Origin of the sequence: Micromonospora sp. NPDC093277 (assembly GCF_044765245.1) — a bacterium.
Lineage (GTDB): Bacteria > Actinomycetota > Actinomycetes > Mycobacteriales > Micromonosporaceae > Micromonospora.
Map to the genome: position 1 here is coordinate 83502 of NZ_JBIWJO010000008.1, position 26753 is coordinate 110254.

The 26753-nt window shown below is 72.1% G+C and carries 20 protein-coding genes; 9 read left to right on the forward strand and 11 right to left on the reverse strand.

Going from position 1 to position 26753, the window contains the following annotated elements; translation table 11 throughout:
- Window positions 1-23: 23 nt before the first annotated feature.
- Complete coding sequence (glgA, locus tag ACIRG9_RS19170; RefSeq protein WP_402857290.1) at window positions 24-1220, reverse strand: glycogen synthase; 1197 nt, start codon at window positions 1218-1220, stop codon at window positions 24-26.
- A gap of 95 nt (window positions 1221-1315) precedes the next feature.
- Here glgA and glgC point away from each other — a divergent pair, with 95 nt between their 5' ends.
- Window positions 1316-2548, forward strand: coding sequence for a glucose-1-phosphate adenylyltransferase (gene glgC / locus ACIRG9_RS19175; RefSeq protein ID WP_402857292.1), 1233 nt, complete (start codon window positions 1316-1318; stop codon window positions 2546-2548).
- 28 nt (window positions 2549-2576) lie between these two features.
- Window positions 2577-4220, forward strand: coding sequence for a phosphoglucomutase (alpha-D-glucose-1,6-bisphosphate-dependent) (gene pgm / locus ACIRG9_RS19180; protein WP_402857294.1), 1644 nt, complete (start codon window positions 2577-2579; stop codon window positions 4218-4220).
- Between the two features lie 5 nt (window positions 4221-4225).
- On the opposite strand, the gene ACIRG9_RS19185 is transcribed toward pgm, so the two are convergent.
- Complete coding sequence (locus tag ACIRG9_RS19185) at window positions 4226-5152, reverse strand: NAD(+)/NADH kinase (protein WP_402857296.1); 927 nt, start codon at window positions 5150-5152, stop codon at window positions 4226-4228.
- A 126-nt stretch (window positions 5153-5278) separates the two neighbouring features.
- Between ACIRG9_RS19185 and ACIRG9_RS19190 the strand changes: the two genes are divergently transcribed.
- Together ACIRG9_RS19190 and ACIRG9_RS19195 are read left to right on the forward strand one after the other, a co-directional pair.
- Window positions 5279-6001 carry a hypothetical protein gene (locus ACIRG9_RS19190; protein ID WP_402857298.1) on the forward strand — a complete coding sequence of 241 codons (723 nt, stop codon included), beginning with the start codon at window positions 5279-5281 and terminating at the stop codon, window positions 5999-6001.
- Entirely contained in the window at window positions 5929-6630 is a 702-nt protein-coding gene (locus tag ACIRG9_RS19195) for a hypothetical protein (protein ID WP_402857300.1), read from the forward strand. Before ACIRG9_RS19190 ends, ACIRG9_RS19195 begins: the two co-directional genes overlap by 73 nt.
- Window positions 6631-6730: 100 nt before the next feature.
- Here the strand turns inward: ACIRG9_RS19195 and ACIRG9_RS19200 are convergent, their stop codons facing one another.
- Both ACIRG9_RS19200 and ACIRG9_RS19205 read right to left on the reverse strand, forming a co-directional pair.
- Window positions 6731-7162 carry a hypothetical protein gene (locus tag ACIRG9_RS19200; protein WP_402857302.1) on the reverse strand — a complete coding sequence of 144 codons (432 nt, stop codon included), beginning with the start codon at window positions 7160-7162 and terminating at the stop codon, window positions 6731-6733.
- Between the two features lie 128 nt (window positions 7163-7290).
- Window positions 7291-9819, reverse strand: coding sequence for a Tex family protein (locus ACIRG9_RS19205; RefSeq protein ID WP_402857304.1), 2529 nt, complete (start codon window positions 9817-9819; stop codon window positions 7291-7293).
- A 151-nt stretch (window positions 9820-9970) separates the two neighbouring features.
- Here ACIRG9_RS19205 and ACIRG9_RS19210 point away from each other — a divergent pair, with 151 nt between their 5' ends.
- Window positions 9971-11482: a deoxyguanosinetriphosphate triphosphohydrolase family protein gene (locus ACIRG9_RS19210; protein WP_402857305.1), complete on the forward strand. Its 1512-nt coding sequence runs from the start codon at window positions 9971-9973 to the stop codon at window positions 11480-11482.
- A gap of 1 nt (window position 11483) precedes the next feature.
- On the opposite strand, the gene ACIRG9_RS19215 is transcribed toward ACIRG9_RS19210, so the two are convergent.
- The 4 genes from ACIRG9_RS19215 to ACIRG9_RS19230 all read right to left on the reverse strand — a co-directional run bounded on the left by ACIRG9_RS19215 (window position 11484) and on the right by ACIRG9_RS19230 (window position 16340).
- Complete coding sequence (locus ACIRG9_RS19215) at window positions 11484-12626, reverse strand: MBL fold metallo-hydrolase (RefSeq protein WP_402857307.1); 1143 nt, start codon at window positions 12624-12626, stop codon at window positions 11484-11486.
- 285 nt (window positions 12627-12911) lie between these two features.
- On the reverse strand, window positions 12912-13673 hold the full coding sequence (locus ACIRG9_RS19220) for a succinate dehydrogenase/fumarate reductase iron-sulfur subunit (RefSeq protein ID WP_402857309.1): 762 nt from the start codon (window positions 13671-13673) through the stop codon (window positions 12912-12914).
- Entirely contained in the window at window positions 13670-15607 is a 1938-nt protein-coding gene (locus tag ACIRG9_RS19225; RefSeq protein WP_402857311.1) for a fumarate reductase/succinate dehydrogenase flavoprotein subunit, read from the reverse strand. Before ACIRG9_RS19225 ends, ACIRG9_RS19220 begins: the two co-directional genes overlap by 4 nt.
- A gap of 1 nt (window position 15608) precedes the next feature.
- Entirely contained in the window at window positions 15609-16340 is a 732-nt protein-coding gene (locus ACIRG9_RS19230) for a succinate dehydrogenase cytochrome b subunit (RefSeq protein WP_402857313.1), read from the reverse strand.
- 29 nt (window positions 16341-16369) lie between these two features.
- Between ACIRG9_RS19230 and ACIRG9_RS19235 the strand changes: the two genes are divergently transcribed.
- Complete coding sequence (locus ACIRG9_RS19235) at window positions 16370-17308, forward strand: LysR family transcriptional regulator (protein ID WP_402857315.1); 939 nt, start codon at window positions 16370-16372, stop codon at window positions 17306-17308.
- Here ACIRG9_RS19235 and hrpA read toward each other — a convergent pair whose 3' ends face one another.
- On the reverse strand, window positions 17309-21355 hold the full coding sequence (hrpA, locus tag ACIRG9_RS19240) for an ATP-dependent RNA helicase HrpA (RefSeq protein ID WP_402857317.1): 4047 nt from the start codon (window positions 21353-21355) through the stop codon (window positions 17309-17311).
- Window positions 21356-21507: 152 nt separating this feature from the next.
- Between hrpA and ACIRG9_RS19245 the strand changes: the two genes are divergently transcribed.
- Window positions 21508-21978, forward strand: a complete 471-nt coding sequence (locus ACIRG9_RS19245; RefSeq protein WP_402857319.1) for a cytidine deaminase family protein — start codon at window positions 21508-21510, stop codon at window positions 21976-21978.
- Window positions 21979-22198: 220 nt separating this feature from the next.
- Complete coding sequence (locus tag ACIRG9_RS19250; RefSeq protein WP_402857321.1) at window positions 22199-24088, forward strand: CocE/NonD family hydrolase; 1890 nt, start codon at window positions 22199-22201, stop codon at window positions 24086-24088.
- A gap of 56 nt (window positions 24089-24144) precedes the next feature.
- Here the strand turns inward: ACIRG9_RS19250 and ACIRG9_RS19255 are convergent, their stop codons facing one another.
- Together ACIRG9_RS19255 and ACIRG9_RS19260 are read right to left on the reverse strand one after the other, a co-directional pair.
- Window positions 24145-24504, reverse strand: a complete 360-nt coding sequence (locus ACIRG9_RS19255) for a YciI family protein (protein ID WP_402857323.1) — start codon at window positions 24502-24504, stop codon at window positions 24145-24147.
- A 36-nt stretch (window positions 24505-24540) separates the two neighbouring features.
- Window positions 24541-25473: a MerR family transcriptional regulator gene (locus ACIRG9_RS19260; RefSeq protein ID WP_402857912.1), complete on the reverse strand. Its 933-nt coding sequence runs from the start codon at window positions 25471-25473 to the stop codon at window positions 24541-24543.
- Window positions 25474-25601: 128 nt separating this feature from the next.
- Here ACIRG9_RS19260 and ACIRG9_RS19265 point away from each other — a divergent pair, with 128 nt between their 5' ends.
- Window positions 25602-26648: a FecCD family ABC transporter permease gene (locus tag ACIRG9_RS19265; RefSeq protein WP_402857325.1), complete on the forward strand. Its 1047-nt coding sequence runs from the start codon at window positions 25602-25604 to the stop codon at window positions 26646-26648.
- Window positions 26649-26753: the final 105 nt, after the last annotated feature.

Genomic DNA, 26753 nt, shown 5'->3' on the forward strand with positions numbered 1-26753 from the left:
GAGGCGTTAACCGGGGCCCTTCCTTACACCGAGCGGTAGACCTCGAGCGTGCGGGCGGCGATGGTGTCCCAGGAGAAGTGTTCGACGGCGCGACGGCGGCCGGCCCGGCCGAACCCGGCGGTCCGTGCCGGGTCGGCCAGCAGCTCGCTGATCCGGTCCGCCAGGTCGGCGACGAAGCGGTCCGGGTCCAGCGGGGTACCGGTGCCGTCGGCGGCCTGTTCGATCGGCACCAGCAGCCCGGTCTCGCCGTCGGCGACCACCTCCGGGATGCCGCCGGTGGCGGTCGCCACCACGGCCGTCTCGCAGGCCATCGCCTCCAGGTTCACGATGCCCATCGGCTCGTACACCGACGGGCAGGCGAAGATGGTGGCGTGGGTGAGCACCTGGATCACCTCGTGCTTGGGCAGCATCGCGGCCACCCAGACCACGCCCGACCGGGTGGCGAGCAGCTCCGCGACCAGACCCTCCACCTCGGCGGCGATCTCCGGGGTGTCCGGCGCGCCGGCGAGCAGCACGAGCTGGGTGTCGGCGGGCAGCTCCCGGGCCGCCCGCAGCAGGTAGGGAAGCCCCTTCTGCCGGGTGATCCGCCCGACGTACACCACGCTCGAGCGGGACGGGTCGATGCCGAGCCGGTCCAGCACGTCGGTGCCGTGGTCCGGGGCGTACTGGGCGGTGTCGATGCCGTTGTGGACCACCCGCACCCGGTCCGGGTCCACGTCCGGATACGCGGTCAGCACGTCCCGCCGCATCCCCGCGCTCACCGCGATGATCGCGTCGGCGGCCTCGTACGCGGTCCGCTCGCACCATGAGGAGAGCGCGTACCCGCCGCCGAGCTGTTCGGCCTTCCACGGCCGCAGCGGCTCCAGGCTGTGCGCGGTGACCACGTGCGGCACCCCGTGCAGCAGCTTCGCGGTGTGCCCGGCCAGGTTGGCGTACCAGGTGTGGCTGTGCACCACGTCGGTGCCGGCGCAGTCGGCGGCCATCGCCAGATCGACGCCCATGGTCCGCAACGCCGGGTTCGCGCCGGCCAGCTCGACCGGCTCGGCGTACGCGGTCACCCCCGGCTCGTCGCGCGGCGCGCCGAAGCAGTGCACCCGTACGTCGGCGAGACGGCGCAGCTCGCGTGCCAGGTACTCGACGTGCACCCCGGCCCCGCCGTACACCTCTGGCGGGTACTCCCGGGTGAGCAGGTCGACGCGCAGGCGGGCGGAATCCGTCATGACCGGCACACTAGTGCAGACGCCCGCGGTGCACGCGCCACCGAACTGTGCCCGTACGAGTGGTGCTGCCGGTGCGGGACGGCTAGCGTCGGAGCATGGCTGCCAAGGTGCTCGCAATCGTCTTGGCCGGCGGAGAGGGCAAGCGCCTGATGCCCCTCACCACCGACCGGGCGAAGCCCGCCGTCCCCTTCGGCGGGATGTACCGCATGGTCGACTTCGTCCTCTCGAACCTGGCGAACGCCGGCTATCTCAGGATCGTCGTGCTGACCCAGTACAAGTCCCACTCGCTGGACCGCCACATCACCACGACGTGGCGCATGTCGACCATGCTCGGCAACTACGTCACCCCGGTGCCGGCGCAGCAGCGCCGCGGCCCGTGGTGGTTCGCCGGGTCGGCCGACGCGATCTACCAGAGCTTCAACCTGATCTACGACGAGCAGCCGGAGTACGTGATCGTCTTCGGCGCCGACCACATCTACCGGATGGACCCGCGGCAGATGGTGGAGGACCACATCGCCTCCGGTGCCGCCGTCACCGTGGCGGGCATCCGTCAGCCGCTGTCGACCGCGAACCAGTTCGGGGTGATCGAGGTCGGCGAGGACGGCCGGCGGATCCGGGCGTTCCGCGAGAAGCCCACCGACGCGGTGGGGCTGCCCGACGCGCCGGACCAGATCTACGCCTCGATGGGCAACTACGTCTTCACCACGAAGGCCCTGGTCGACGTCGTCGAGCGCGACGCCGAGGACAAGACCAGCAAGCACGACATGGGCGGCAGCATCATCCCGATGCTGGTCGAGCGGGGCGAGGCCAACGTCTACGACTTCCGGGACAACGAGGTGCCCGGCAGCACCGACCGGGACCGTGGCTACTGGCGGGACGTGGGGACGCTCGATTCGTTCTTCGACGCCCACATGGATCTGATCAACGTCCACCCGGTCTTCAACCTCTACAACTTCGACTGGCCGATCTACAGCAACCAGCCGCCGTACCCGCCGGCCAAGTTCGTGCACGCCTGGGGGGAACGGGTCGGCCGGGCGGTCGGTTCGATGATCTCGCCCGGGTCGGTGATCTCCGGCTCGCTGGTGGAGAACTCGATCGTGTCGCCGAAGGTGAAGGTCCACTCCTGGGCGCACGTGGACGGCGCGGTGCTCATGGAGGGTGTCGAGATCGGCCGGCACGCGGTGGTCCGCCGGGCCATCCTGGACAAGAACGTCTACGTCCCGGAGGGCGCCGAGATCGGCGTCGACCTGGAGAAGGACCGGCAGCGCTACACCGTCTCCGACAATGGCATCGTGGTCGTCGGCAAGGGCCAGCGCGTAGAGCCCTGACCGCCACTACTTCGAGGAGGATCCCGCAGTGGCCCATCCCCGTGCCGGCCAGCCGGCCGAGCCCGCCGACCTGGTCGACGTGCCCCGGCTGGTCACCGCCTACTACGCCGAGCACCCGGATCCGAGCGACCCGGCGCAGCAGGTCTCTTTCGGCACCTCCGGCCATCGCGGGTCCAGCCTGCGCAACGCCTTCAACTCCGACCACATCCTCGCCGTCACCCAGGCGCTCTGCGACTACCGGCGGGAGCAGGGCCTGGACGGGCCGCTCTTCCTGGCCCGGGACACCCACGCGCTCTCCGCCCCGGCGGCGGTCGACGCGCTGGAGGTGCTCGCCGCCAACGGCGTGACCGTGCTGCTGGACAGCCGCGACGGCTACACCCCGACCCCCGCGCTGTCGCACGCGATCCTCACCCACAACCGCGGGCGGACCGGCGGCCTCGCCGACGGCATCGTGATCACCCCGTCGCACAACCCGCCGGAGGACGGCGGCTTCAAGTACAACCCCATCCACGGCGGGCCGGCCGACACCGACGCCACGAAGTGGATCCAGGACCGCGCGAACGCGATCCTCGCCGCCGGCCTCAAGGAGGTGACGCGCATCCCGTACGCGCGGGCCCGCGCCGCCGACACCACCGGGGAGTACGACTTCCTCGCCCGGTACGTCGACGACCTGCCGGCGGTGCTGGACATCGCCGCGATCCGGGACGCCGGGGTACGCATCGGTGCCGACCCGATGGGCGGGGCCAGCGTGGCGTACTGGGGCGAGATCGCCGAACGGCACCGGCTCGACCTCACGGTGATCAACCCGACGGTCGACCCGACCTGGCGGTTCATGACCCTGGACGGCGACGGCAAGATCCGGATGGACTGCTCCTCGCCGAACGCGATGGCCTCGCTGATCGCCGCCCGCGACCGGTACCAGGTCTCCACCGGCAACGACGCCGACGCCGACCGGCACGGCATCGTCACCCCCGACGGCGGCCTGATGAACCCCAACCACTACCTCGCCGTGGCGATCGGGCACCTGTTCCGTACCCGGTCCGACTGGGGTCCGGACGCGGCGGTCGGCAAGACCCTGGTCTCCTCCTCCATGATCGATCGGGTCGCCGCCGACCTGGGCCGACCGCTGCTGGAGGTGCCGGTCGGCTTCAAGTGGTTCGTGCCCGGCCTGCTCGACGGCGCCGTCGGCTTCGGCGGCGAGGAGAGCGCCGGCGCGTCCTTCCTGCGGCGCGACGGGAGCACCTGGACCACCGACAAGGACGGCATCCTGCTCTGCCTGCTCGCCGCCGAGATCATCGCCACCACGGGCCGGACCCCGAGCCAGCACTGGGCCGAACTGGCCGAGCGCTTCGGTGCGCCCGCGTACGCCCGGCTCGACGCCCCGGCCAGCCGGGAGGAGAAGGCTGTCCTCGCCAAACTGTCGCCCGAGCAGGTGACGGCGACCGAGCTGGCCGGCGAGCCGATCACCGCCACCCTCACCACCGCCCCCGGCAACGGCGCGTCGATCGGCGGGCTCAAGGTGACCACCGGGTCCGGCTGGTTCGCCGCCCGGCCGTCCGGCACCGAGGACGTCTACAAGATCTACGCCGAGTCGTTCCAGGGCCCGGAGCACCTCGCCCGGATCCAGGAGGAGGCGAAGGACCTGGTCACGGAGGTGCTCAAGCAGGCCTGACCGGCTCAGGACCGGGGCAGGGCCCGTCGGTCGAGCTGCTCCCGCAGCTCGTCGGGGAGCAGTTCGCGGAGCTGATCCGGCAGCAGGGGCAGGTCGAGCAGGCTCAGTTTGATCTGGTTGCGTTCCTGGTAGCGGCGGGGGTCGAAGCGGACGACCTGTCCGGCGTCCCGGCGGTAGCTGATGTCAACCGTGCCCTCGGTCGCCGCGCTCCGGATCACCAGCCCGTCCATCTCCACGGCGACCGCGGCGGAGCCGGGACGCAGTTCCAGGTGGATGGTCTCGTCGGGGGAGAGCACCACGGACCGCGAGATCCCGGACATCGGGGCCGACGGGGTGACCACCACGGCCTGCGTCGCCGGAGAGATCAACGGCCCGCCGGCGGCGTAGCTGTACGCCGTCGAGCCGGTGGGGGTGCTCACCACCAGCGCGTCACAGCGGTAGTAGCCGTACCGCTGGCCGTCGACGGCGAGCGTGGCGGTGACGAAGCCGGAGCCGGGCTGGCGGACCAGGGCGATGTCGTTGAACGCCACCAGGTCGTCCCCGCACACGTCACAGGCCAGGCAGGCGTGGGATTCGATGGTGAAGTCCCCGGCGACCAGCCGGTCCAGCGCCCGGGGCAGGTCCGGCGGCTCCACCTCGACGAGGAAGCCGAGCCGGCCCAGGTGCACGCCGAGCACCGGCTTCGGGTCCCGGACCGCCGCACGCAGGGCACCCAGCATCGTGCCGTCCCCGCCGATGCTGATCAGCGCGTCCGTCCTGCTGATCAGTTCCTGCTCCGGCACCGGTTCCACCGATGACGGGACCCGGTGCCGGTCCTCCGTACGGACGGCCAGCGCCTTGCCGTGCCGGCCCGCCCAGTCGTCGATGATCCCGACCACCCCGGAGACGTCCCGGGTGGGATGCAGCACCAGCCCGAACACATACCCCGCCACCGGTACAGCTCACCACACGGAGGCGTCGCACGGAGGGTGTACCAGGAGGCGCGCGGCTGCGCCGGCCTGGTTCGTCAGACGGTCCGTGACCTGCCTGCGATGCCCTCGTTGCGTACAGGTGAGCACATGCACATGGACCGCCGGGTGGGCGCCGTGACGCGCCCCGCCGGTGCGCGGGTCTCGGAGCCGCGGCGGCCCGCCTCGTCCGTGGGTGTCGCGGTCGGGCACGGTCCCGACGGCCGGCGCCTTCGGCACCACTTCACCGCCGTGCTGCTGCGCTATCCGGTGACCGCGGTGGTGCTGGCGCCGTACGCCGTGCTGATCGTGCCGTTGGCGGTGGTGAACGACAACCCGTCGACCGGTTTCGTCGTGCGCCTGCTCGGCCTGGCGCTGGCCGGCACCCTGGGGCTGGAGACGCTCGCGCTTCTCGCCCGGCGTCCCTCGCCCGGCTGGCACCAGGCGCTGCGGCAGGCCAACTCCCGGTTTCCCCGCATCTATCTGGTCGCCCGTCTGGTGGCGCTGGTGAGCATCGCCGCCGATGTCGCGGGCGCGTACGCCGGCCGCGGGACCATCGCGAGCCAGGTGGCCGGCGAGGGCGCCTCGTCGTCGCTGGTCAGCCTGACCTCGCTCGTCGCCGGCTGGAAGTACCTGGCCTTCGCCCTGCTGTTGGCGAGTTTCCTGGGCGGCCGAGCGGGGCGGCGAGGCGTGTACGCCTGGATCCTCGCCCTCATCGGGGCACAGGTGGTGGTCGCCTCGCTCGACACGATCCTGGCCCCATGCTCGGTTACCTCTTCTTCGTGGCGAGCGTCGGCGTGCTCTGCGGCCTGTTCCGGGTGCGCGGGTTGGTGATCGTGGCCGCGGTGCTCCTACTCGCCTGGCCGACCATCTACGGAATCCGCGACGACCTCCGGGAAGACCGGGGAGTCGCGGTCTCCCAGGAGGTCTCGGCCGCGGACCAGCTTCGGGTCGACGTGCAACTGGCCCAGGTGGCCGCCATCGACGTGCCGGTCGACCTGCGCCAGCCCGGACCGGCGGACTACCTCCGCTACGGTCTCCTGCCCCGGCAGCTCGACCCGGACCGTCCACCGATCACCACCGGCTCCGACATCAACCAGTTCCTGGGCGGCAGCGCCAACTCGTCGTACAACTTCCTCACGCTCGGCAACGTCTACTTCTTCGGCGGGCCGCTCGGCGTGGTCATCTTCTATGTCTGCTGGGCCCTGGTCGCGGTGGTCCTGCTCCGGTGGCGGCAGGCGCCCGGCCCGGCCCGGCTCTCCCTGCTGTGTTTCGCGATGGGCGGCCCGTTGCTCTGGTCGAGCAGCTATCCGGACACGATGATCGCCTTCATCCAGTACACGGTCTCGGCGCTGCCGGTCTTCGCCGTCCTGTTCGCGACCCGGATGCCGGGTCGGGTCCAGGCGGACCGGCGCGACCGGAGCCTCGATCAGGGTGGGGTGTCGACCCGGCCGGCACGATGACGGTCGCACCGGCACCCGCCCGGTCCGGCCCGCGGCGCGTCGCGTCACCACCCGGCTCGGACCGCGTCGATGGTCACCATGGCAGCGGGGCCGGAGCGGGTCAACGCCAGTCGTCGCCCGCCTCGAGACGCGTACCGAGCAGCGTCGCCAGCGGCACCGACTCCCCGTCCCGGCCGCCTCGTCCGACCACGAGCGGCGGCGGGGACGGCTCGGGCTCGGCCCCGAACAGCCGGGACCGCAGGCTGGCCGGCACGGTCAGCAGATAGAACCGTCCCTCGGTGTCGACCGCCCGGGAGCGGGCCCGGTCGACGTACCAGCCGGTGACGCGGGTGCGGTACCGGCCGCGCCCGTCGTAGGACGCCGCGGTGAGCCGGTCGGTGCGCAGTCCGCGCCGGCTCGCCTCGGCGGCGAACCGGGCCACCAGCTCCGCCGCCTCGGCCTGTTCGGCGGCCCGCTGCCGGGCGTCGGCCTCCGCGTGCGCCCGCACCGCGCGGTGCCGCTCCTCCTGCCACTGCCGGCCGTCGTCCGTCACCTCTGCCACGGTACGCGGGACCTCCCGCCGTCCTGCCGCCCGGATCGCGGGGCTGCGGGCGTCGCCGGCCGCCCGCTCCCCCGACGCGGGCGGCCCCGGGTGGGCCGCCCGCGTCGCGGGAGTACTCGTCAGGCCAGGCCGGCCCGGCGCAGCGCCTCCGCCATTTCGCTGTTGGCCGGCGCGGGAGCCCCGCCACGGCCCGTCCGCTGCTGCTGCCCGCCCCGGGAACCGCCCCGGTCCCCGCGCGGCGTGCCGCCCTGGCCGCCGCGTGCGCCGCCGCCCTCTCCGCCGCGTGCGCCACCGCCCTGCCCGCCGCCGCGTGCGCCGCCGCCCTGCCCGCCGCCGCGTGCGCCGCCGCCCTGCCCGCCGCCGCGTGCGCCGCCGCCCTGCCCGCCACCGCGTGCGCCGCCGCCCTGCCCGCCCCGGTCCCGGCGGCCGTCGCCGCCCGTCGGGCGGCCACCGCCGGCGGCCGTCTCGTCGTCCAGCCGCAGGGTCAGCGAGATGCGCTTGCGCGGCACGTCGACGTCGAGCACCTTGACCCGGACCACGTCGCCGGACTTGACCACGTCCCGCGGGTCCTTGACGAAGGTGTTGGACATCGCGGAGACGTGCACCAGGCCGTCCTGGTGCACGCCGACGTCGACGAACGCGCCGAACGCGGCCACGTTGGTGACCACGCCCTCCAGCAGCATGCCGGGCGTCAGGTCGCCGATCTTCTCGACCCCCTCGACGAAGGTCGCCGTCCGGAACTCCGGGCGCGGGTCGCGGCCGGGCTTCTCCAGCTCGGCCAGGATGTCGGTCACCGTGGGCAGGCCGAAGGTCTCGTCGACGAATTCGGTCGCCCTGAGCCCGCGCAGGATCCTGCTCTGCCCGATCAGCGCCCGCAGGTCCTGCCCGCTGTGGGCGAGAATCCGCCGCACCACCGGGTACGCCTCGGGGTGCACGCTGGAGGAGTCCAGCGGGTCGGCCCCGCCGGGGATACGCAGGAAGCCGGCACACTGCTCGAACGCCTTCGGGCCGAGGCGGGCCACCTTCTTCAGCTCGGCACGGGTCCGGAACGGCCCGTTGGCGTCCCGGTGCAGCACGATGTTCTCCGCCAGCCCGGCGCCGATCCCGGAGACCCGGGTGAGCAGGGGAGCGGAGGCGGTGTTGACGTCGACGCCGACCGCGTTGACGCAGTCCTCGACCACCGCGTCCAGCGACCGGGACAGCTTCACCTCCGACAGGTCGTGCTGGTACTGCCCGACGCCGATCGAGCGCGGGTCGATCTTCACCAGTTCGGCGAGCGGGTCCTGGAGGCGGCGGGCGATGGAGACCGCGCCGCGCAGCGACACGTCCAGCCCGGGGAGCTCCTGCGAGGCGTACGCGGAGGCGGAGTAGACCGACGCGCCGGCCTCGGAGACCACCACCTTGGTCAGGTTCAGCTCCGGGTGCCGCTTGATCAGGTCGCCGGCGAGCTTGTCGGTCTCCCGGCTGGCGGTGCCGTTGCCGATGGCGATCAGCTCGACCTGGTGTGCCGCGGCCAGCTTCGCCAGGACGTCGATGGAGGCGTCCCACTGCCGGCGCGGCTCGTGCGGGTAGATCGTGTGGGTGGCGACCACCTTGCCGGTGGCGTCCACCACGGCCACCTTCACGCCGGTGCGCAGGCCCGGGTCCAGTCCCATTGTGGCCCGGGTGCCGGCGGGCGCGGCGAGCAGCAGGTCGCGCAGGTTGGTGGCGAAGACCCGCACGGCCTCCTCCTCGGCCGCCTGCCAGAGCCGCATCCGCAGGTCCGCGCCGAGGTGGATGAGGATCCGGGTACGCCAGGACCAGCGCACCGTGTCGGTCAGCCACCTGTCGGCCGGGCGCCCCTGGTCGCTGACGCCGAACCGGCCGGCGATGGCCGCCTCGTACCGGGTCGGGCCGGTGACCGCCGCGTCGGAGTCGCCCTCCGGCTCCGGGTCCATGGTCAGGTCGAGCATGCCCTCCTTCTCGCCCCGGAACATGGCGAGGATCCGGTGCGAGGGCAGCTTCGGGTACGGCTCGGCGAAGTCGAAGTAGTCGGCGAACTTGGCGCCGGCGCTCTCCTGGCCGTCGCGTACCCGGGAGACCAGGCGGCCCCGCGACCACATCTGCTCCCGGAGCGTGCCGATCAGGTCGGCGTCCTCGGCGAAGCGCTCGACGAGGATGGCCCGGGCGCCCTCCAGCGCGGCGGCCGGGTCGGCGACGCCCTTGTCCGCGTCGACGTAGCCGGCGGCGGCCGTCTTCGGGTCCTGTGTCGGGTCGCCGAGCAGCGCGTCCGCCAGCGGCTCCAGCCCGGCCTCGCGGGCGATCTGCGCCCGGGTGCGCCGCTTCGGCTTGTACGGCAGGTAGATGTCCTCCAGCCGGGACTTTGAGTCGGCGGCCATGATCTGCGCTTCGAGAGCCTCGTCGAGCTTGCCCTGGGACCGGATCGACTCCAGCACCGCGGCGCGCCGCTCGTCCAGTTCGCGCAGGTAGCGCAGCCGCTCCTCCAGGGTGCGCAGCTGCGCGTCGTCGAGCAGGCCGGTGGCCTCCTTGCGGTAGCGGGCGATGAACGGCACGGTGGCGCCGCCGTCGAGCAGCTCCACGGCCGCCCGCACCTGACGTTCGGCGACGCCGAGCTCCTCGGCGATCCGCTGATGAACAGACTGGGTCACGATCTTGATCCGCCTTCTCGGGTGGGTTCCGCCCTGCATTGTGCCGCTCGCCACCGACGGCACTCGCGACCCCCGGCCCGGCGCGGCGTCGCAGGGGCCGCGCGCGCGACCCGTCGCTGCTGGCCGGTCCGCTGCGCTACGGTGGGCGATCATGGACGTACCTGCGGATCCGCGGGCCCGGCGGCTCTTCGGGGGCAGCGCCCGGGCGCTCGGCGACCTAGCGGCCAGCCCGTTCCGGGCCGACCGGGACCGGATCGTCGCGTCGCCGTTCTTCGCCCGGCTGAACGGCGTGACCCAGGTGATCAGCCCGGGCGGGTCCGGGCTGCTGGTGCACAACCGGCTCACCCACAGCCTCAAGGTCGCCCAGGTGGCCCGGGCGATCGCCGAGCGGCTCACCGCCGACCCGGCGCACGGCGACCTGTTGGACAAGCTGGGCGGCTGCGACCCGGACGTGGTGGAGGCCGCCGCGCTGGCCCACGACCTCGGTCATCCGCCCTTCGGGCACCTGGGGGAGCGGGTGCTGGACCGGCTGGCCCGCCAGCGGCTCGGGCTGCCCGACGGTTTCGAGGGCAACGCCCAGTCGTACCGGATCGTCACCAGCACCGAGATCCGCGGCGCGGCGACGACCGGGCTGGACCTGACCGCGGCGGTCCGGGCGGCGATGCTGAAGTACCCGTGGACCCGCCTGGACCACCCGGACCCGCATCCTCGGCACCTGGACCCGGCGCCGCGCGGCGCCGCAGCCCCGCCCGACGACGCGGAGATCGGGTCGGTGAAGTTCGGCGCGTACCGGACGGAGGTGGACGACCTGCGGCAGGCCCGCGAGCCGTTCGTCGGGCGGATTCCGGACTGGCAGCAGACCCCGGAGGCGTCGGTGATGGACACCGCCGACGACATCGCGTACGCGATCCACGACGTGGAGGACTTCTATCGGGTCGGCGTGCTCCAGCAGGGCGCGGTGGCCGCGGAACTGATGGCCTGGCAGCGGGAGAGCGGACACTTCCGCTCGATCACCGGCGCGGCGCTGGCCGCCACCGGCCGACGACCGGGCGCCGCCATCGAGCGGCTACGCCGTCAACTGCACCGCAAGGACGCCTGGATCGCCGACGACGAGGCGTTCGCCGCCGCCGTGGAGCACGTCCGCGAGGAGCTGGTGGACGGCCTGCTGGCGCTGCCGTTCGACGGCTCGATCGAGGCGGAGCAGTACGTGGCCCGCTTCTCCGCCCGCTGGTCCACCCGGTTCGTCGAGGCGATCACCGTCACCCCGGATCCGGACGTCCGCTCGGGCCACGTGCTGCTGGCCAAGGCACAGTGGCACGAGGTGCAGGTGCTCAAGTTCGTCCACCACCGGTTCGTGCTGGCCCGCCCCGACCTGGCGCTGCACCAGCGGGGCCAGGCGCGGCTGCTCGGTGCCCTGGTGGAGGCGCTCTGGGAGTGGCTGCTCGACCCGGAGGAGGAGTCCCGCCTGCCGCGCCGGCTGCACGACCTGGTCGAGCTGGCCGAGGCGGAGCTGCACCCACGTACGCCGGATCGGATCGGACGGGCTCGGGGCCGGGCGATCGTGGACTTCGTCGCCCAGCTCACCGACGGCCAGGCGGTGGCGATGCTGGACGCCCTCTCCGGCCGTTCCGGCGCCCTGTGGACCGACGCCTTCGTGCTCTGAGTCAGGCGATGGACTGCCACCAGCCGTCGACCGGCGGCGGGTCGTCCACCACGACCCGCTCGCCCGGGCGGGGCACCGCCAGCCGGACGTCGCGCGCCTTGGCCTCGGCCCAGAGCCGGTCGATTGGCTCGGACCAGCCGTGCAGGGCCAGGTTGAAGGTGGCCCAGTGCACCGGGACGAACAGGTCGCCGCGCAGGTCGAGGTGGGCGGCGACCGCCTCCTCCGGGAACATGTGGATGCTCGGCCAGGCCCGGTCGTACGCCCCGATCTGCACCAGCGTGACGTCGAACGGGCCGTGTTCGGCACCGATCCGCGCGTAGCCGTCGAAGTAGCCGGAGTCGCCGGTGTAGAAGACCTTCCGGTGCGTCCCGGCCACCACCCAGGAGCTCCACAGGGTGCCGTCGCGGCGCAGCCCGCGGCCGGAGAAGTGCTGGGCGGCGGTGGCGGTGAGGGTCAGCCCGCCCACCCGGTGGGTCTCCGACCAGTCCAGCTCGACGATCCGCTCCGCCGGCACCCCCCAGCGGTCGAGGTGGGCGCCGACACCGAGCGGGACGACGAACGGCGCGGCCTGGTGGGCGAGCAGCCCGCGTACGGTGGCCATGTCGAGGTGGTCGTAGTGGTCGTGCGAGATGACGATCGCGTCGACGCGGGGCAGCTCGTCGAGGCGTACCGGCGGTTGGTGGATGCGGCGCGGGCCGATCAGGGTCGACGGGGAGCAGCGGTCGCTCCACACCGGGTCCACCAGCACCCGGCACCCCTCGATCTCGATCAGGATCGAGGCGTGGCCGTACCAGACGATGTTCAGCTCGCGGGCGGGGTCCGCCGGGGGCGGATCGGCCGGGCGCAGCAGCGGGACGGCGCTGCCGGGCCGCCGCTTCTGCTTGCCGAAGAGCAGCTCCTTGAACAGGTTGCGCCCCGGGTCGCCGACCATCGTGCGGGTGTCCGCCGAGTTGTGGAAGGTGCCGTTCCGGAACCGGGGGGAGCGGGCGGCCCGTTCCGCCCGTGCGCCGCTGAGCCGCCCGCCGAGCTGTGCCGGCACGTCGCGGCCCACCCAGGCCAGACCGGCCAGCGCCGCCACTCCGGCCGTCCGCCACAGCCGGCGGCTCAGTGCCCGCTCGACCGCCTGCTCCTCCGCTGCGCCCATCGCCGTCCCTCCGCCGTGTCCCGCCGGCCACCTTCGTGTGTACCCGAGGCGTGGTGTCGAGGCGACCCAGGCCGCCACCGAGTACACGTTAGCCACCCGGCGCCGGTTCGCCCCACGCTCAACCCGGCCGGCGCGGCACGGCGTGACACGAGATGCGGCAAGTCGCGGTGTCCCGGTGGGTCGGATACGCCAACATGCCGCATCTGGAGTGGATCACCGACCGCCGCACCCGGGTGAGAGTGCGGCGGTCGGTGAGTCGGCAGGCGGGCGGAGCCGCCGGGGGGCTCAGGAGCCCGGGGTGCCGGCGCGCAGGGCGGTCGCCTTGAGGTAGTCCCGGTTGAGCCGGCCGATGTTGTTCAGCGGGATGCCCTTCGGGCAGGCCGCCGCGCACTCACCGACGTTGGTGCAGCCGCCGAAGCCCGCCTCGTCGTGCGCGTCCACCATGCCGATCACCCGGGTGTACCGCTCGGGCTGGCCCTGGGGCAGCAGCGAGAGCTGGGTGATCTTGGCGGCGGTGAACAGCATGCCGGAGCCGTTCGGGCAGGCCGCCACGCAGGCGCCGCAGCCGATGCAGGCCGCCGACTCGAAGGCGGCGTCCGCGTCGGCCTTGGCCACCGGGGCGGAGTGCGCCTCCGGGGCGCTGCCGGTCGGCGCGGAGATGTACCCGCCGGCGGCGATGATCTGGTCGAAGGCGTTCCGGTTGACCACCAGGTCCTTCACGACCGGGAAGGCCCGGGCCCGCCACGGCTCGATGTCGATCGTGTCGCCGTCGGAGAACTGCCGCATGTGCAGCTGGCACGCGGTGGTGCCGCGCTGCGGGCCGTGCGCCTCACCGTTGATCATGAGGCTGCACATGCCGCAGATGCCCTCGCGGCAGTCGTGGTCGAACGCGATCGGCTCCTCGCCGGAGAGGATCAACCGCTCGTTGAGCACGTCGAGCATCTCCAGGAAGGACATGTCCGGGGACACGTCGTCGACCTGGTAGGCCACCATCCGACCCTTGTCCTCAGGGCCCTGCTGGCGCCAGATGCGCAGGGTCAGATTCACTTGTAGCTCCGCTGCGTGGGGTGGACGTATTCGAACTGCAGGTCTTCCTTGTGCAGCACGGGCTGACCGGTGCCGGTGTACTCCCAGGCCGCCACGTAGGCGAACCGGTCGTCGTCGCGCTGCGCCTCACCGTCGGGGGTCTGGTGCTCGGCCCGGAAGTGGCCGCCGCAGGACTCCTCGCGGTGCAGGGCGTCGATGCACATGAGCTCGGCCAGCTCGAAGAAGTCGGCCACCCGGCCGGCCTTCTCCAGCGACTGGTTGAGCCCCTCGCCGTCGCCCGGGACGCGGACCCGCTGCCAGAACTGGTCGCGCAGGTCGCGGATCTCCTCGATCGCCTTGCGCAGCCCGGCCTCGCTTCGCTCCATGCCGCAGTGCTCCCACATGATCTGGCCCAGTTCCCGGTGGAACGAGTCCACCGTCCGGTCGCCGTTGATGGAGAGCAGCTTCTGGATTCGCTCCTCGACGGCCGCGCGGGCCGCCACCGCCTCCGGGTGGCTGGCGTCGACCTTCCCGAACGAGCCGACGTTCGCCAGGTAGTTGGGCAGGGTGTTCGGCAGCACGAAGTAGCCGTCGGCCAGGCCCTGCATCAGCGCGGAGGCGCCGAGGCGGTTCGCGCCGTGGTCGGAGAAGTTGGCCTCGCCGATCACGAACAGGCCCGGGATGCTCGACTGGAGGTCGTAGTCGACCCAGACGCCACCCATCGTGTAGTGCACGGCGGGGTAGATCCGCATCGGGACCTCGTACGGGTCCTCGCCGGTGATCCGCTCGTACATCTCGAAGAGGTTGCCGTACTTCGCCTCGATGGCCTTGCGGCCGAGCCGCTGGATGGCGTCGGCGAAGTCCAGGTAGACGCCGAGCCCGGTCGGTCCGACGCCGCGCCCCTCGTCACAGACGTTCTTCGCGGCGCGGGAGGCGATGTCGCGGGGGACCAGGTTGCCGAAGGAGGGGTAGATCCGCTCCAGGTAGTAGTCCCGCTCGTCCTCGGGGATGTCCTTCGGGTTGCGGTCGTCGCCCTTGGCCTTCGGCACCCACACCCGGCCGTCGTTGCGCAGCGACTCACTCATCAGGGTCAGCTTCGACTGGTGGTCGCCGGAGACCGGGATGCAGGTCGGGTGGATCTGGGTGTAGCAGGGGTTGGCGAAGTAGGCGCCCTTGCGGTGCGCCCGCCAGGAGGCGGTGACGTTGCAGCCCTTGGCGTTGGTGGAGAGGTAGAAGACGTTGCCGTAGCCGCCGGAGGCGAGTACGACCGCGTCGGCCATCTCGGTGGTGATCTCACCGGTGACCAGGTCCCGCACCACGATGCCGCGTGCCCGGCCGTCGACGACGACCAGCTCCAGCATCTCGTGGCGGGAGTTCATCTCCACGTTGCCCAGGCCGATCTGCCGTTCCAGCGCCTGGTACGCGCCGAGCAGCAGCTGCTGGCCCGTCTGCCCCCGGGCGTAGAAGGTGCGCTGTACCTGCGCGCCGCCGAAGGAGCGGGTGTCCAGCAGGCCGCCGTACTCGCGGGCGAACGGGACGCCCTGGGCGACGCACTGGTCGATGATGTTGACCGATACCTCGGCCAGCCGGTGCACGTTCGACTCCCGGGACCGGAAGTCACCGCCCTTGACGGTGTCGTAGAAGAGCCGGTGCACCGAGTCGCCGTCGTTGCGGTAGTTCTTCGCGGCGTTGATTCCGCCCTGGGCGGCGATGGAGTGGGCCCGGCGCGGGCTGTCCTGGTAGCAGTAGGACTTGACGTGGTAGCCCTGCTCGGCCAGCGTCGCCGCGGCGGAGCCGCCGGCCAGGCCGGTGCCCACCACGATCACGGTCAGCTTCCGGCGGTTGGCCGGGTTGACCAGCTTCGCCTCGAAGCGGCGCCGCTCCCACCGGGTCTCGACGGGGCCGTCCGGAGCCTTGGTGTCGGCGATCGGGTCGCCTTCGGTGTAGAGATCCATGTCAGGCCACCAATCCGGTCAGTACGGCGAACGGGACCACCAGGTAGCCGACGGTCAGCGCGACCGCGAACACCAGCGCGGCGATCCGGGCCCGGCGCTCGCCCTTCGCGGTCTGCTGACCGAGGCTGCGGAAGGCGCTGAACGCGCCGTGGCGCAGGTGGAAGCCGAGCATGACGACGGCCAGCGTGTAGAAGAGCGTCACGGGCCAGCGCTCGGGCGCGAAGTCGGCGACCACGTTGCTGTGCGGCCGGGTGGCGTCCCCGACCGGGTTCAGCGTGCCGGTGGTCAGGTCCAGGATGTGGTAGATCACGAAGAGCAGGATGATCACCCCGCCCCAGCGCATGGTCCGGGCCGCGTAGTTCACGTGGACCTTCCGGCGGTGCGCGTAGCTGACCGGGCGGGCGGCGCGGGAGCGCACCGCCAGCAGGGTGGCGGCCCCGATGTGGGCGAGCACCGCGACCACCAGGACGGTCCGCTGGAGCCACAGGTACCAACCCGGCGCGAGCAGCGGCGTGCCCAGGTCGCGCAGCCAGTGCGCGTAGTGGTTGAACGCCTCGGCGCCCGTGAAGATCTTCAGGTTGCCGAGCATGTGTGCGATCAGGAACAGCACAAGGATGATGCCCGTCACCGCCATGACAGCCTTGAGGCCGACGTTGGAGCGGATGGGCGACCGAGTTTTCGTGATTACCACGCGACCGACGCTAGGAGTCGTTCGATCAGTCGTCCAATGCATCGACCTCGTAGCCTTGATAGCCGTAGGCTATGGAGGTGCAGCTACATCAGCTCCGATACTTCGTCGCGGTCGCAGAAGTACGACATTTCACCCAGGCGGCCGACCTGGTGGGCATTACCCAGCCGTCATTGAGTAAGCAAATTCACGCTCTGGAGGCCGACCTCGGGGCCCCGTTGTTCGAGCGGGTAAGGGGCAACATCACCCTCACCGCGGCGGGCGACGTGCTGCTGCCGCTGGCCAAGCGAATCCTCGCCGACGTCGACACCGCCACCCGGGAGGTGCAGGAGCTGGTCGGGCTGCGCCGCGGCCGGGTCCGCCTCGGCGCCACGCCCAGCCTGGCCACCTCGCTCGCGCCGCAGGTGCTGCGCCGGTTCCGCGACGCCCACCCCACCGTCGACCTGCGCGTCGAGGAGGGCGGCTCCCAGGACCTGGTCCGCGACCTGCTCCGCGGCGACCTCGACCTGGCGCTGATCATCATGCCGTCGGCCGGAACCGACCCGGGGCTGCGCGCAGACCCGATCCTGCGGGAGAGCCTGGTGGTGGCCTCCATGGACCCGCTGCCGGCCGCCTCCGTCGACGGCGAGGTGCGCATCACCGACCTGCGCGAGCAGCCCCTGGTCATGTTCCGCGAGGGCTACGACCTGCGCGACGCCACCCTCCAGGCCTGCCGGGAGGCCGGGTTCGAACCGACCCTCTCGGTGGACGGCGGGGAGATGGACGCCGTGCTCAGCTTCGTCGAGGCGGGGCTCGGCGTCGCCGTGGTGCCCGGCATCGCGGTGGCCCGTCGACCCGGCATCCGGGTCACCCGGCTCGCCCGGCCCGGCGTGGGCCGGACCATCGCGGTGGCCCGCCGCCGGGACGTGGTGCCCACCCACGCCGGCCGCGAGCTGCGCCGCATCCTCCTGGAGTACGTCCACGACGCCACCGTCGGCAACGAACTCCCACCCGGCGTCGAACCTCTGCCGTGACTAGCGCCCCTCGGCCTCGTCCATCGCCCGGTAGATGCGCTGCTCCGAGACCGGGTACGGGGTGCCGAGCGCCTGGGCGAAGACGTTCACCCGCAGCTCCTCGATCATCCAGCGGATCTGCCGGACCGCCACCGACTGCCGCTTCGCGGGCGGCAGGGCGTTCAGCATGTCCTGGTATTCCCGCTGCACCACGGCGATCCGGTCCTGCTGCTGCTTGTCCCGCTGCGGGTTGCCGGGCAGCCGGTCCAGCCGGCGCTCGATCGCGGTGAGGTAGCGCAGCAGGTCGGGCAGGCGGGCGTACCCGGCGTCGGTGATGAAGCCCCGGTGCACCAGGCCGCCGAGCTGGTTGCGGATGTCGGCCAGGGCGGCCACCACGGCCAGGTTCCGGGTCGCGCCGAGCCGCTGCTCCACGGCGTACGCGGCGGCGAGCACCTGGCGGACCCGGCCCATCACCTCGACCACGGTGTCGACCAGGTCGGCGCGTACCTTGTCGCGCAGCGCGGCGAAGCCCTCGGCGTCCCAGGCCGGGCCGCCGGCGTCGGCCGTCAGCCGGTCGATCGCCGCGCCGGTCGCGTCCTCGATCAGCCCCTGCACCCCGCCGTGCGGGTTACGGCTGAGGGCAAGCTTGGCCTCGTTGCTGAGCCGCCCCTGGAGGAACTTCGCCGGGGACGGCAGGGTCAGCCGGAGCAGCCGTCGGGTGCCGGCCCAGTGCGCGGCCTCCTGCTCGGCCGGGGAGTCGAACACCTTCACCCCGACCGTGGCGCCCTCGTCGACCAGGGCCGGGTACGCGGTCACCGCGTACCCGGCGCGGACCTGCTCGATGGTGCGAGGAATATCGTCGATGCTCCACTCACGGAGGCCGGTCCGGGCGACGTCCGGCGCGGCGGCGGCGACGACCTGGCGTACCTCCTGGCGGAGCTGGCGTTGCAGGGTCGGCAGGTCCTTGCCCTCGGCGACCGGTTTGTCGTCCTCGCCGAGCACCCGGAAGGTGACCCGCAGGTGCGGCGGCAGCTTGTCCAGCTCCCAGGACTGCGGCGGCACGGTCACCCCGGTCATCCGCCGCAGCTGCCGGGTGAGCGCGTCGAGCAGCGGCTCCTCGCCGGGGGTGATCGCCGCCAGCGCCGCCCGGGCATAGTCGGGCACCGGGACGAAGTTGCGCCGCAGCGCCTTGGGCAGCGACCGGATCAGCGCGATGACCAACTCCTCGCGCAGCCCCGGCACCTGCCAGTCGAAGCTCTCCGCCGGCACCTGGTTGAGCAGCGGCAGCGGGATGTCCACGGTGACGCCGTCGGTCGAGGTGCCCGGGTCGAAGGTGTAGGTCAGCGGGAGGGTCACCCCGTCGGCCCGCCACTCGTCCGGGTAGTCGGCCTCGTCCACCCCACCGCGACCGGCGTTGATCAGCAGGTCGCGGGTGAAGGTGAGCAGCTCCGGTTGTTCCCGGCGGACCTTCTTCCACCAGGTGTCGAAGTGCCGCCCGGAGACGACGTCGGCGGGGATCCGCTGGTCGTAGAAGTGGAAGATCGTCTCGTCGTCGACCAGGATGTCCCGCCGCCGGGCCCGGTTCTCCAACTCCTCCACGTCGGTGAGGAGCCGCTGGTTGTCCTGCCAGAACTGGTGGTGGGTCTGCCAGTCGCCCTCGACCAGGGCGTGCCGGATGAACAGCTCGCGGGAGAGCGGCGGATCGATCCGCCCAAAGTTGACCTTGCGGGAGGTGACGATCGGGATGCCGTACAGGGTGACCTTCTCGTACGCCATCACCGCGGCCTGCTTCTTCTCCCAGTGCGGCTCGCTGTAGCTGCGTTTGACCAGGTGCTGGGCGAGCGGTTCGACCCACTCGGGCTCGACCCGGCCGGCGACCCGGCCCCAGAGCCGGGAGGTCTCCACCAGTTCGGCGGCCATCACCCAACGCGGCGGCTTCTTGAACAGCGCCGACCCGGGGAAGACGGCGAACTTCGCCCCACGCGCCCCCAGGTACTCGTTCTTCTGGGTGTCCTTGAGCCCGATGTGGGAGAGCAGGCCGGGCAGCAGGGACTGGTGAACCTTCGGGGTGTCGATCTCCTCCGGCAGGTCCGCGCCAGCGCCGCGCCGCCCGCCGGCCACGTCGGCGTCGGCCGCCGGGGCGTCGCGCCGGCCCCGCCGCCCGTCGCCCTGTTCCGCGGTACGCAGCACCTGGCGCAGCTGGCTGACGATGTCCTGCCACTCGCGGACCCGCAGGTAGTTCAGGTATTCCGCCTTGCACATCCGTCGGAACGCGCTGGACGACAGGGCGCGCTGCTGCTCGCGCAGGTACCGCCACAGGTTGAGGTACGCGACGAAGTCCGACTCCTTGTCGGCGAACCGGGCGTGCGCCTGGTCGGCCTGGGCCTGCTTCTCCGCCGGCCGCTCCCGCGGATCCTGGATGGAGAGCGCGGCGGCGATCACGACCACCTCGGTGGCGCAGCCGTTCCGCTCGCCCTCCAGCACCATCCGGGCCAGCCGGGGGTCGACCGGGAGCTGGGCCAGCCGCCGGCCCAGCGCGGTGAGCCGCTTCGCAGGGTCGGTCTCGGCCGGGTCGAGCGCGCCCAGCTCGTGCAGCAGGTTCACGCCGTCGGTGATGTTGCGCCGGTCCGGCGGGTCGATGAACGGGAACGCGGCGATGTCGCCGAGCCCGATCGAGGTCATCTGGAGAATGACCGAGGCGAGGTTGGTGCGCAGGATCTCCGGGTCGGTGAACTCGGGGCGGGACTCGAAGTCCGGCTCGTCGTAGAGGCGGATGCAGATGCCGTCCGAGGTGCGCCCGCAGCGCCCCTTGCGCTGGTTGGCCGACGCCTGCGACACCGGCTCGATCGGCAGCCGCTGCACCTTGAGCCGGCTGGAGTAGCGGGAGATGCGGGCCGTGCCCGGGTCCACCACGTACTTGATGCCGGGGACGGTCAGCGAGGTCTCCGCGACGTTGGTGGCGAGCACCACCCGGCGCCCGGCGTGCGGGGCGAACACCCGGTGCTGCTCGGCGGTGGAGAGCCGGGCGTAGAGCGGGAGGATCTCGGTGCCGAGCAGGGACCGCTTGTTCTGCACCAGCTTGCCGAGCGCCTCCGCGGTGTCCCGGATCTCCCGCTCGCCGCTGAGGAAGACCAGGATGTCGCCCGGGCCCTCGGCGGCCAGCTCCTCGACCGCGTCGCCGATGGCCTGGATCTGGTCGCGGACGTTCTCCTCGTCGGCCTCGTCCGCCTCCTCGGCCTCGGTGACCTCGACCAGCGGCCGGTGCCGCACCTCCACCGGGTACGTCCGGCCGGACACCTCGACGACGGGCGCGGGGTTGCCCTCGGCGTCGGCGAAGTGCTTGGCGAACCGGTCGGTCTCGATGGTCGCCGAGGTGATGACCACCTTGAGGTCGGGGCGGCGGGGGAGGAGCTGCTTCAGGTAGCCCAGGATGAAGTCGATGTTGAGGCTGCGCTCGTGGGCCTCGTCGATGATCAACGTGTCGTACTGGCGCAGCATCCGGTCGGTCTGCAACTCGGCCAGCAGGATGCCGTCGGTCATCAGCTTCACCAGGCTGTTCTCGCTGACCTGGTCGGCGAAGCGCACCTTGTAGCCGACCACGTCGCCCAACTCGGTGCCGAGCTCCTCGGCGATCCGGTCGGCTACCGTCCGCGCGGCGAGCCGGCGGGGCTGGGTGTGCCCGACCAGCCCGTTGATCCCGCGCCCCAGCTCCAGGCAGATCTTGGGCAGCTGGGTGGTCTTGCCGGAGCCGGTCTCGCCGGCCACGATCACCACCTGGTGGTCGCGGATGGCGGCGGCGATGTCGTCCTTGCGCTCGCTGACCGGCAACTGGGCCGGGTAGGTGATCACCGGCACGGCGGCCTGCCGGCTCGCCAGCCGCGCCTCGGCCCGCGCGACCTCGGCCGCGATCTCGGCCAGCGCCGCGTCGCGCCGCTGCGGGTCGCGCAGCTTCCGGGCCCCCTCCAGCCGCCGCTGGAGCCGGCGCTGGTCGCGGAACATCAGGGGGGAGAGGCGGCGGTGCAGGTCGCGGGCGGTCTCGGGGGCGGCGGGTACGGCTGGATTCTGCATGTCGTCGCCAAGGATAGGCAGCCGCGCGCCAGAGCGCTCCGGGGTTACCGCCGACCACCGGGGCCACGACACTCACCCGACACGCGTGAACGTCGCCGGACGCCGCACTAGAGTGGCCGCCGACCGAGGCCGACGACGGGGACGTGATGATCATGCGGGACACCGACCGGGCGCTGGTGCAGGCCGCCACGGCCGTCGCCAAGCTGCGCTGCCGCAGCGACAACCACAGCGTCGCCGCCGCCGCGCGGACCACCGACGGCCGGGTCTTCACCGGCGTGAACGTCTACCACTTCACCGGGGGCCCGTGCGCCGAGGTGGTGGCCATCGGTGCCGCCGCCACCCAGGGCGCCGGCGAGCTGGAGACCATCGTCGCGGTGGGCGACCGGGGCCGGGGCGTCATCCCGCCGTGCGGTCGCTGCCGGCAGGTGCTTCTCGACTACTTCCCGTCGATCAAGGTGATCGTCGGCCCGATGGACGCGCTGCGCACGGTCCCGGTGGCCGACCTGCTGCCCGAGACGTACGTCCGGGCGGACCACCAGGTGGACGTGTTGACCACACCGCGGACCGGGGTGTGGCCGCTGCCGGTGGTGCCGGGCAGCCGGCAGGCCGCGGAGGACCAGTAGGCGCTGAATCCTTGACTCGTCGGCAGGAGGCGGCGACGGCCGCCTGCCCGACGATATCGGCGATGACCCGCGCGGCACCTCGGCAGATGTCTATGCGAGCTGCCGTGGACTTCGTGCATCTGCTTGATGACGATCAATCCGCCTTTTCGTAGCGTGCCCATAGTGATCGAGTCGGCGCGCCAGGTGAACGCTGCCCGTGAGCCGAATGAGGAGGCAAGCTATGAGGTCGATCATTTCGGTCGGCGCAGCAATGGCGATGCTGACCGCGACGGCGCCGGCGATCGCCGCCGAGCGGGCCGAGACCCCGACGATCGTCGTGCAGGACAGCGTCACCCAGCCGGTGTTCGGCTACGCCGACGCGATCCGCGAACGGATCTGGGTCGACACCGACTTCGACAGCGACCGGGACGGCATCAAGGATGTCATCCGCGTCGACCTGATCCGGCCGGCGGCCACCAAGCAGGGCCTGAAGGTGCCCGTCATCATCGACGACAGCCCGTACTACACGACCTTGGGGCGCGGCAACGAGTCCGAACTCAAGGCCGACGTCGATGGTGACGGCCTTCTCGACCGCTGGCCGCTGTTCTACGACAACTACTTCGTGCCCCGTGGCTACGCCGTCGCACTCGTCGACATGCCCGGCACGGCCGGTTCCACCGGCTGCCCGACGATCCAGGGCGCGAACGAGAATGCCTCCGGCCCGGCAGTCGTCGACTGGCTGAACGGCCGCCGCGGCGGGCACGACTCGCACGGCAATCCGGTAGTGGTCGACTGGCACAACGGCAAGTCCGCGATGATCGGAAAGTCGTACGACGGATCACTGGCGATGGCGGCAGCGGCATCCGGCGTCAGTGGCCTGTCCACCGTCGTCCCCATCTCGGGGCCGTACAACTACTACGACTACACGCGTACCAACGGCATCGTCACGCGCGGCAACAACTACCTGGAGTCGCTCGCCCGGACCGTCACGGCTGACGACCCGCGGCGTCAGTCCAGGTGCGCGCCGGTCTGGAATGAGATCGGGGCCGACGACGGCGACGAACACGGCAACTACACGCCGTTCTGGCACGAGCGGAACTACCTGGACGACGCCGCGAACATCAAGGCCAGCGTGTTCCTCGTCCACGGCATCCAGGACGACAACGTCCGGCCCGACCACTTCAGCAAGTTCTGGCAGGCGCTGAAGACGTACGACGTCTCGCGCAAGCTGTGGCTCGGCCGCGTTGGTCACATCGATCCCTTCGACTTCCGTCGGGACGTGTGGGTCGACACGCTCCACCGCTGGTTCGACTACTGGCTCCACGGGATCGACAACGGCATCACGAACGAGCCGAAGGTGGATGTGGAACCGTCCGTCGGCGTCTGGGAGCAGCACGCCGACTGGCCGATTCCCCGCACCGGGAACGTCAACATGTGGCTGCGTCCCGGCTCGGACAGCGCCGGGGGACTGGCACTCACCCCGGCCACGGGCGCGCCGACGACCCGTTCGTTCATCGACGACCCCAACCAACTCGAAGCGGCGATGATCGACAACCCGAACCAGCCGTCAGGGAACCGCCTGGCCTTCCTGTCCCCGCCGCTCGACGAGGACCTCCGCATCTCCGGCACCCCCGTGATCAGCCTGACCGCATCGTCGAGTCTCGACGAGGCCTACTTCGGCGCGATCCTCGTGGAGTACGGGCCGAGCACGCAGAACAGCCGGACCGGCGACGGAGTCATCCAGACGACCCTGCCCGAGGAGTGCTACGGCGAGTCGAGCCCGGCTGACGACGGTTGCTACCGGCCCGTTGCGTACCGGCCGACCAACGTCAACCAATGGCGGGTGAGCAAGGGGATCTTCGACGGGCAGAACCGCAACACCAACGCGGTGGACGAGCCCATGGCGCCGGGCCAGGCGTACGAGCTCAGCATTCCGCTGCTGCCGGAGGACTACGTCTTCTCCGCCGGCAACCGGATCGGCGTCATCATCGTCGGTAGCTACCGCAGCTACTCGGCCGACAGGCTCACCTCGCGGCCGACCATCACCGTCAACACCAAGGTCAGCCACATCTCCCTGCCGGTGTTCGGCGGTCAGCAGGCCGCTCGTCAAGCCGGGATCCCGCTTCGCTAGTCAACGCTGGCCAAGAACGTCCACCCTTTGAACGTTCTTGGCCAGCGCACCACCGGTCAGTCCCCGGACGCCATCTCCAGCATCGACGTGGGCACCGGGACCGACTCGAACCGGAGCACGCCCTCCGGCACCAGCCAGCTCATCACCCGGGCGACCAGCTGTCCGGAGCTCACGGCGGGATCGTTGGCGTAGAGCTCGCGGGCCATCTGCGGGTCCACCGAGAGCACCGCGAAGCCGCGGATCCGCTCGTCGTCGCCGCCGAGGAACGGGCCTGCGGCCAGGAGCGCCCCCTGCTCCACCAGCCCCGCCTGGTGGGCCAGGTGCGCGTCCTGCAACCGGTCGACCGCGTCCCGCGGCAGCTCGGGCGGGTCGTCGGGGCGCACCAGGAGGACCACGGTGTGCTGGTCGAATCGCATGCCCTCAGCGTAGGGCGCAAAACAGATGAAAAGGGGCTACCCGGTGGTCCTTGCTCGGAGGGCGCGGACCGACCAGTCGAGGACCGGCGCCAGGCTCTCGGCCGCCGACCAGCCGTTGATCACTGAGAGCAGGTACAGGTAGCGCTCGCGACGGGGGTCGTTCGCGGCTTCCAGCCGGTCCAGCAGCCGTCGCCGGAGGGCGGTGTCGTCGGGGCGGCCGCAGAGTCGTGCGTACCGGTCCGTGATCGCGGCGACGACCGGATCGGCCCGGGGCGAGGTCGGGTCGACGCCGGTGGCCAGGGCCGGCGCGGCCTGCTCCCGGACCAGCGCGACCGCGTCCCGGCGTACGGCCGGCGCGTCGGCGTGGTCCGCCGCGTGCTGCTCGGCCAGCCGCCGCAGGCTGGCCCGGAAGTCCGGGTCCTGGGCGAGCTCGGCCAACTCCACCCAGGCCTCGACCTGTTCGGCGTCAGCGTCATCGGGGAGTTCCGGGGTCAGGGAGCGCCTGATCCCCGCGAACGCGGGGTTGGCTGCCAGGCCGGTGAAGGCGGCGTCCAGGAACTCGTCGATCAGTCGCCGGCGCTCGGCGTCGGAGAGTTTCGCCAGCCTGTGCACGAGCCTCATCTCCTCGGGTGTGGACCCGCGCCGGGCCACCGCTGCCAGCACCGCGCGCCGCAGGCGCAGTACGCGGATCTGGGCCGCCAGTGCCTCGGCGTGCGCCGCGGCGACCTCGGGCAGGGGGATCTCCCGGTCCACGATGCCGCGGATCGTGGCCAGGTCCAGCCCGAGGTCGCGCAGGGTCCGTACGAGGTCCAGCCGGGCGACGGCGTCCAGGCCGTAGCGGCGGTGGCCGGTCGGGCTGCGGTCGGTGGGCGGCACGATCCCCCGGTCGGAGTAGAACCGGATGGTCTTGACCGTCATCCCGGTCCGCCGGGCCAGGTCGCCGATCGAGTAGAGCCGCTCGCCGTTCATGTTCTCCACCCTCGCGCCTCCCGTCACTGGAGCTGCAACCCGGCCGGAAGATCGACGATCCCGAGTTAGGCTCACCTAACCTCTTCCGTTAAGGTAAGGCGAACCTAAGCCAACAGGACGGACTGCCCGTGACCAGCGTCGCCGTCCGGCCCGCCCGGGCCGGCACCCCCACCCGCCGAGGCGTCGGCCGCCGCCTCGCGGTCACCCTGGCGGCGGCGCTCCTGCTCACCGTCGCACTGGTCGCCAGCCTGGCACTCGGCAGCCGGTCGCTGCCCGCCGAGGCGGTGTGGACCGCGCTCACCGCCCCGGACGGCGGCGACGCCAGCACGATCGTCCGGGAGTTGAGGCTGCCGCGTACCGCCCTGGGGTTGGTCGTCGGGCTCGCCCTGGCCCTCGCCGGGGTGCTCTTCCAGGCCGTCACCCGCAATCCCCTCGCCGAGCCGCGGATCCTCGGCGTCAGCGCCGGCGCGTCCGTCGGCGTGGTGCTAGCCATCGCCGTCTTCGGCGTCAGCACCCTGTCCGGGTACGTCTGGTTCGGCGTCGGCGGCGCGCTCCTCGCCGGCCTGCTGGTCTTCGCCATCGCCAACCGCACCCGCGAGGGCACCAGCCCGGTCACCCTCGCGCTGGTCGGCGCGGCCCTCGACGCCAGTCTCGGTGCCATCGTGTACGCGCTGCTCAGCATCGACGCCCGCACCTTCGAGGAGTACCGGTTCTGGGTTGTCGGCGGCCTGACCGGCCGGGACGTCGGCGTCGCCGGGCAGGTGCTCCCGATCGTCCTCGCCGGCGCCGCGCTGGCCGCCCTGGTCGCCCGGGGCCTGGACGCGCTCGCCCTCGGCGACGACGTCGCCACCGGCCTGGGACACCGGACCGCCCTGGTCCGCCTCGGCGCCGGGGCCGCCGGCGTGCTGCTCACCGGTGCCGCGGTCGCCGCCGCCGGGCCGATCGCCTTCGTCGGGCTGGCGGTGCCGCACCTGGCCCGGGCCCTGGTCGGCGCCGACCACCGGTGGACCCTGCTGGTCGCCGGACTGCTCGGCCCGGCCCTGCTGCTCACCGCCGACATCGTCGGCCGGCTGGTTGCGCCGCCCGGCGAGATCCCGGCCGGCATCGTCACCGCGCTGCTCGGCGCGCCGCTGCTCGCCTTCCTGGTCCGCCGCGCCCGGGTGGTGACCGCGTGACGCCCCGCCCCGTCCACCCTGCGCCCGGAGGTGACCGCGTGACGCCCCGCTCCGTCCGCCGCGCCCGGGTCGGTGACCGCGTGACGCCCCGCTCCGTCCGCCGCG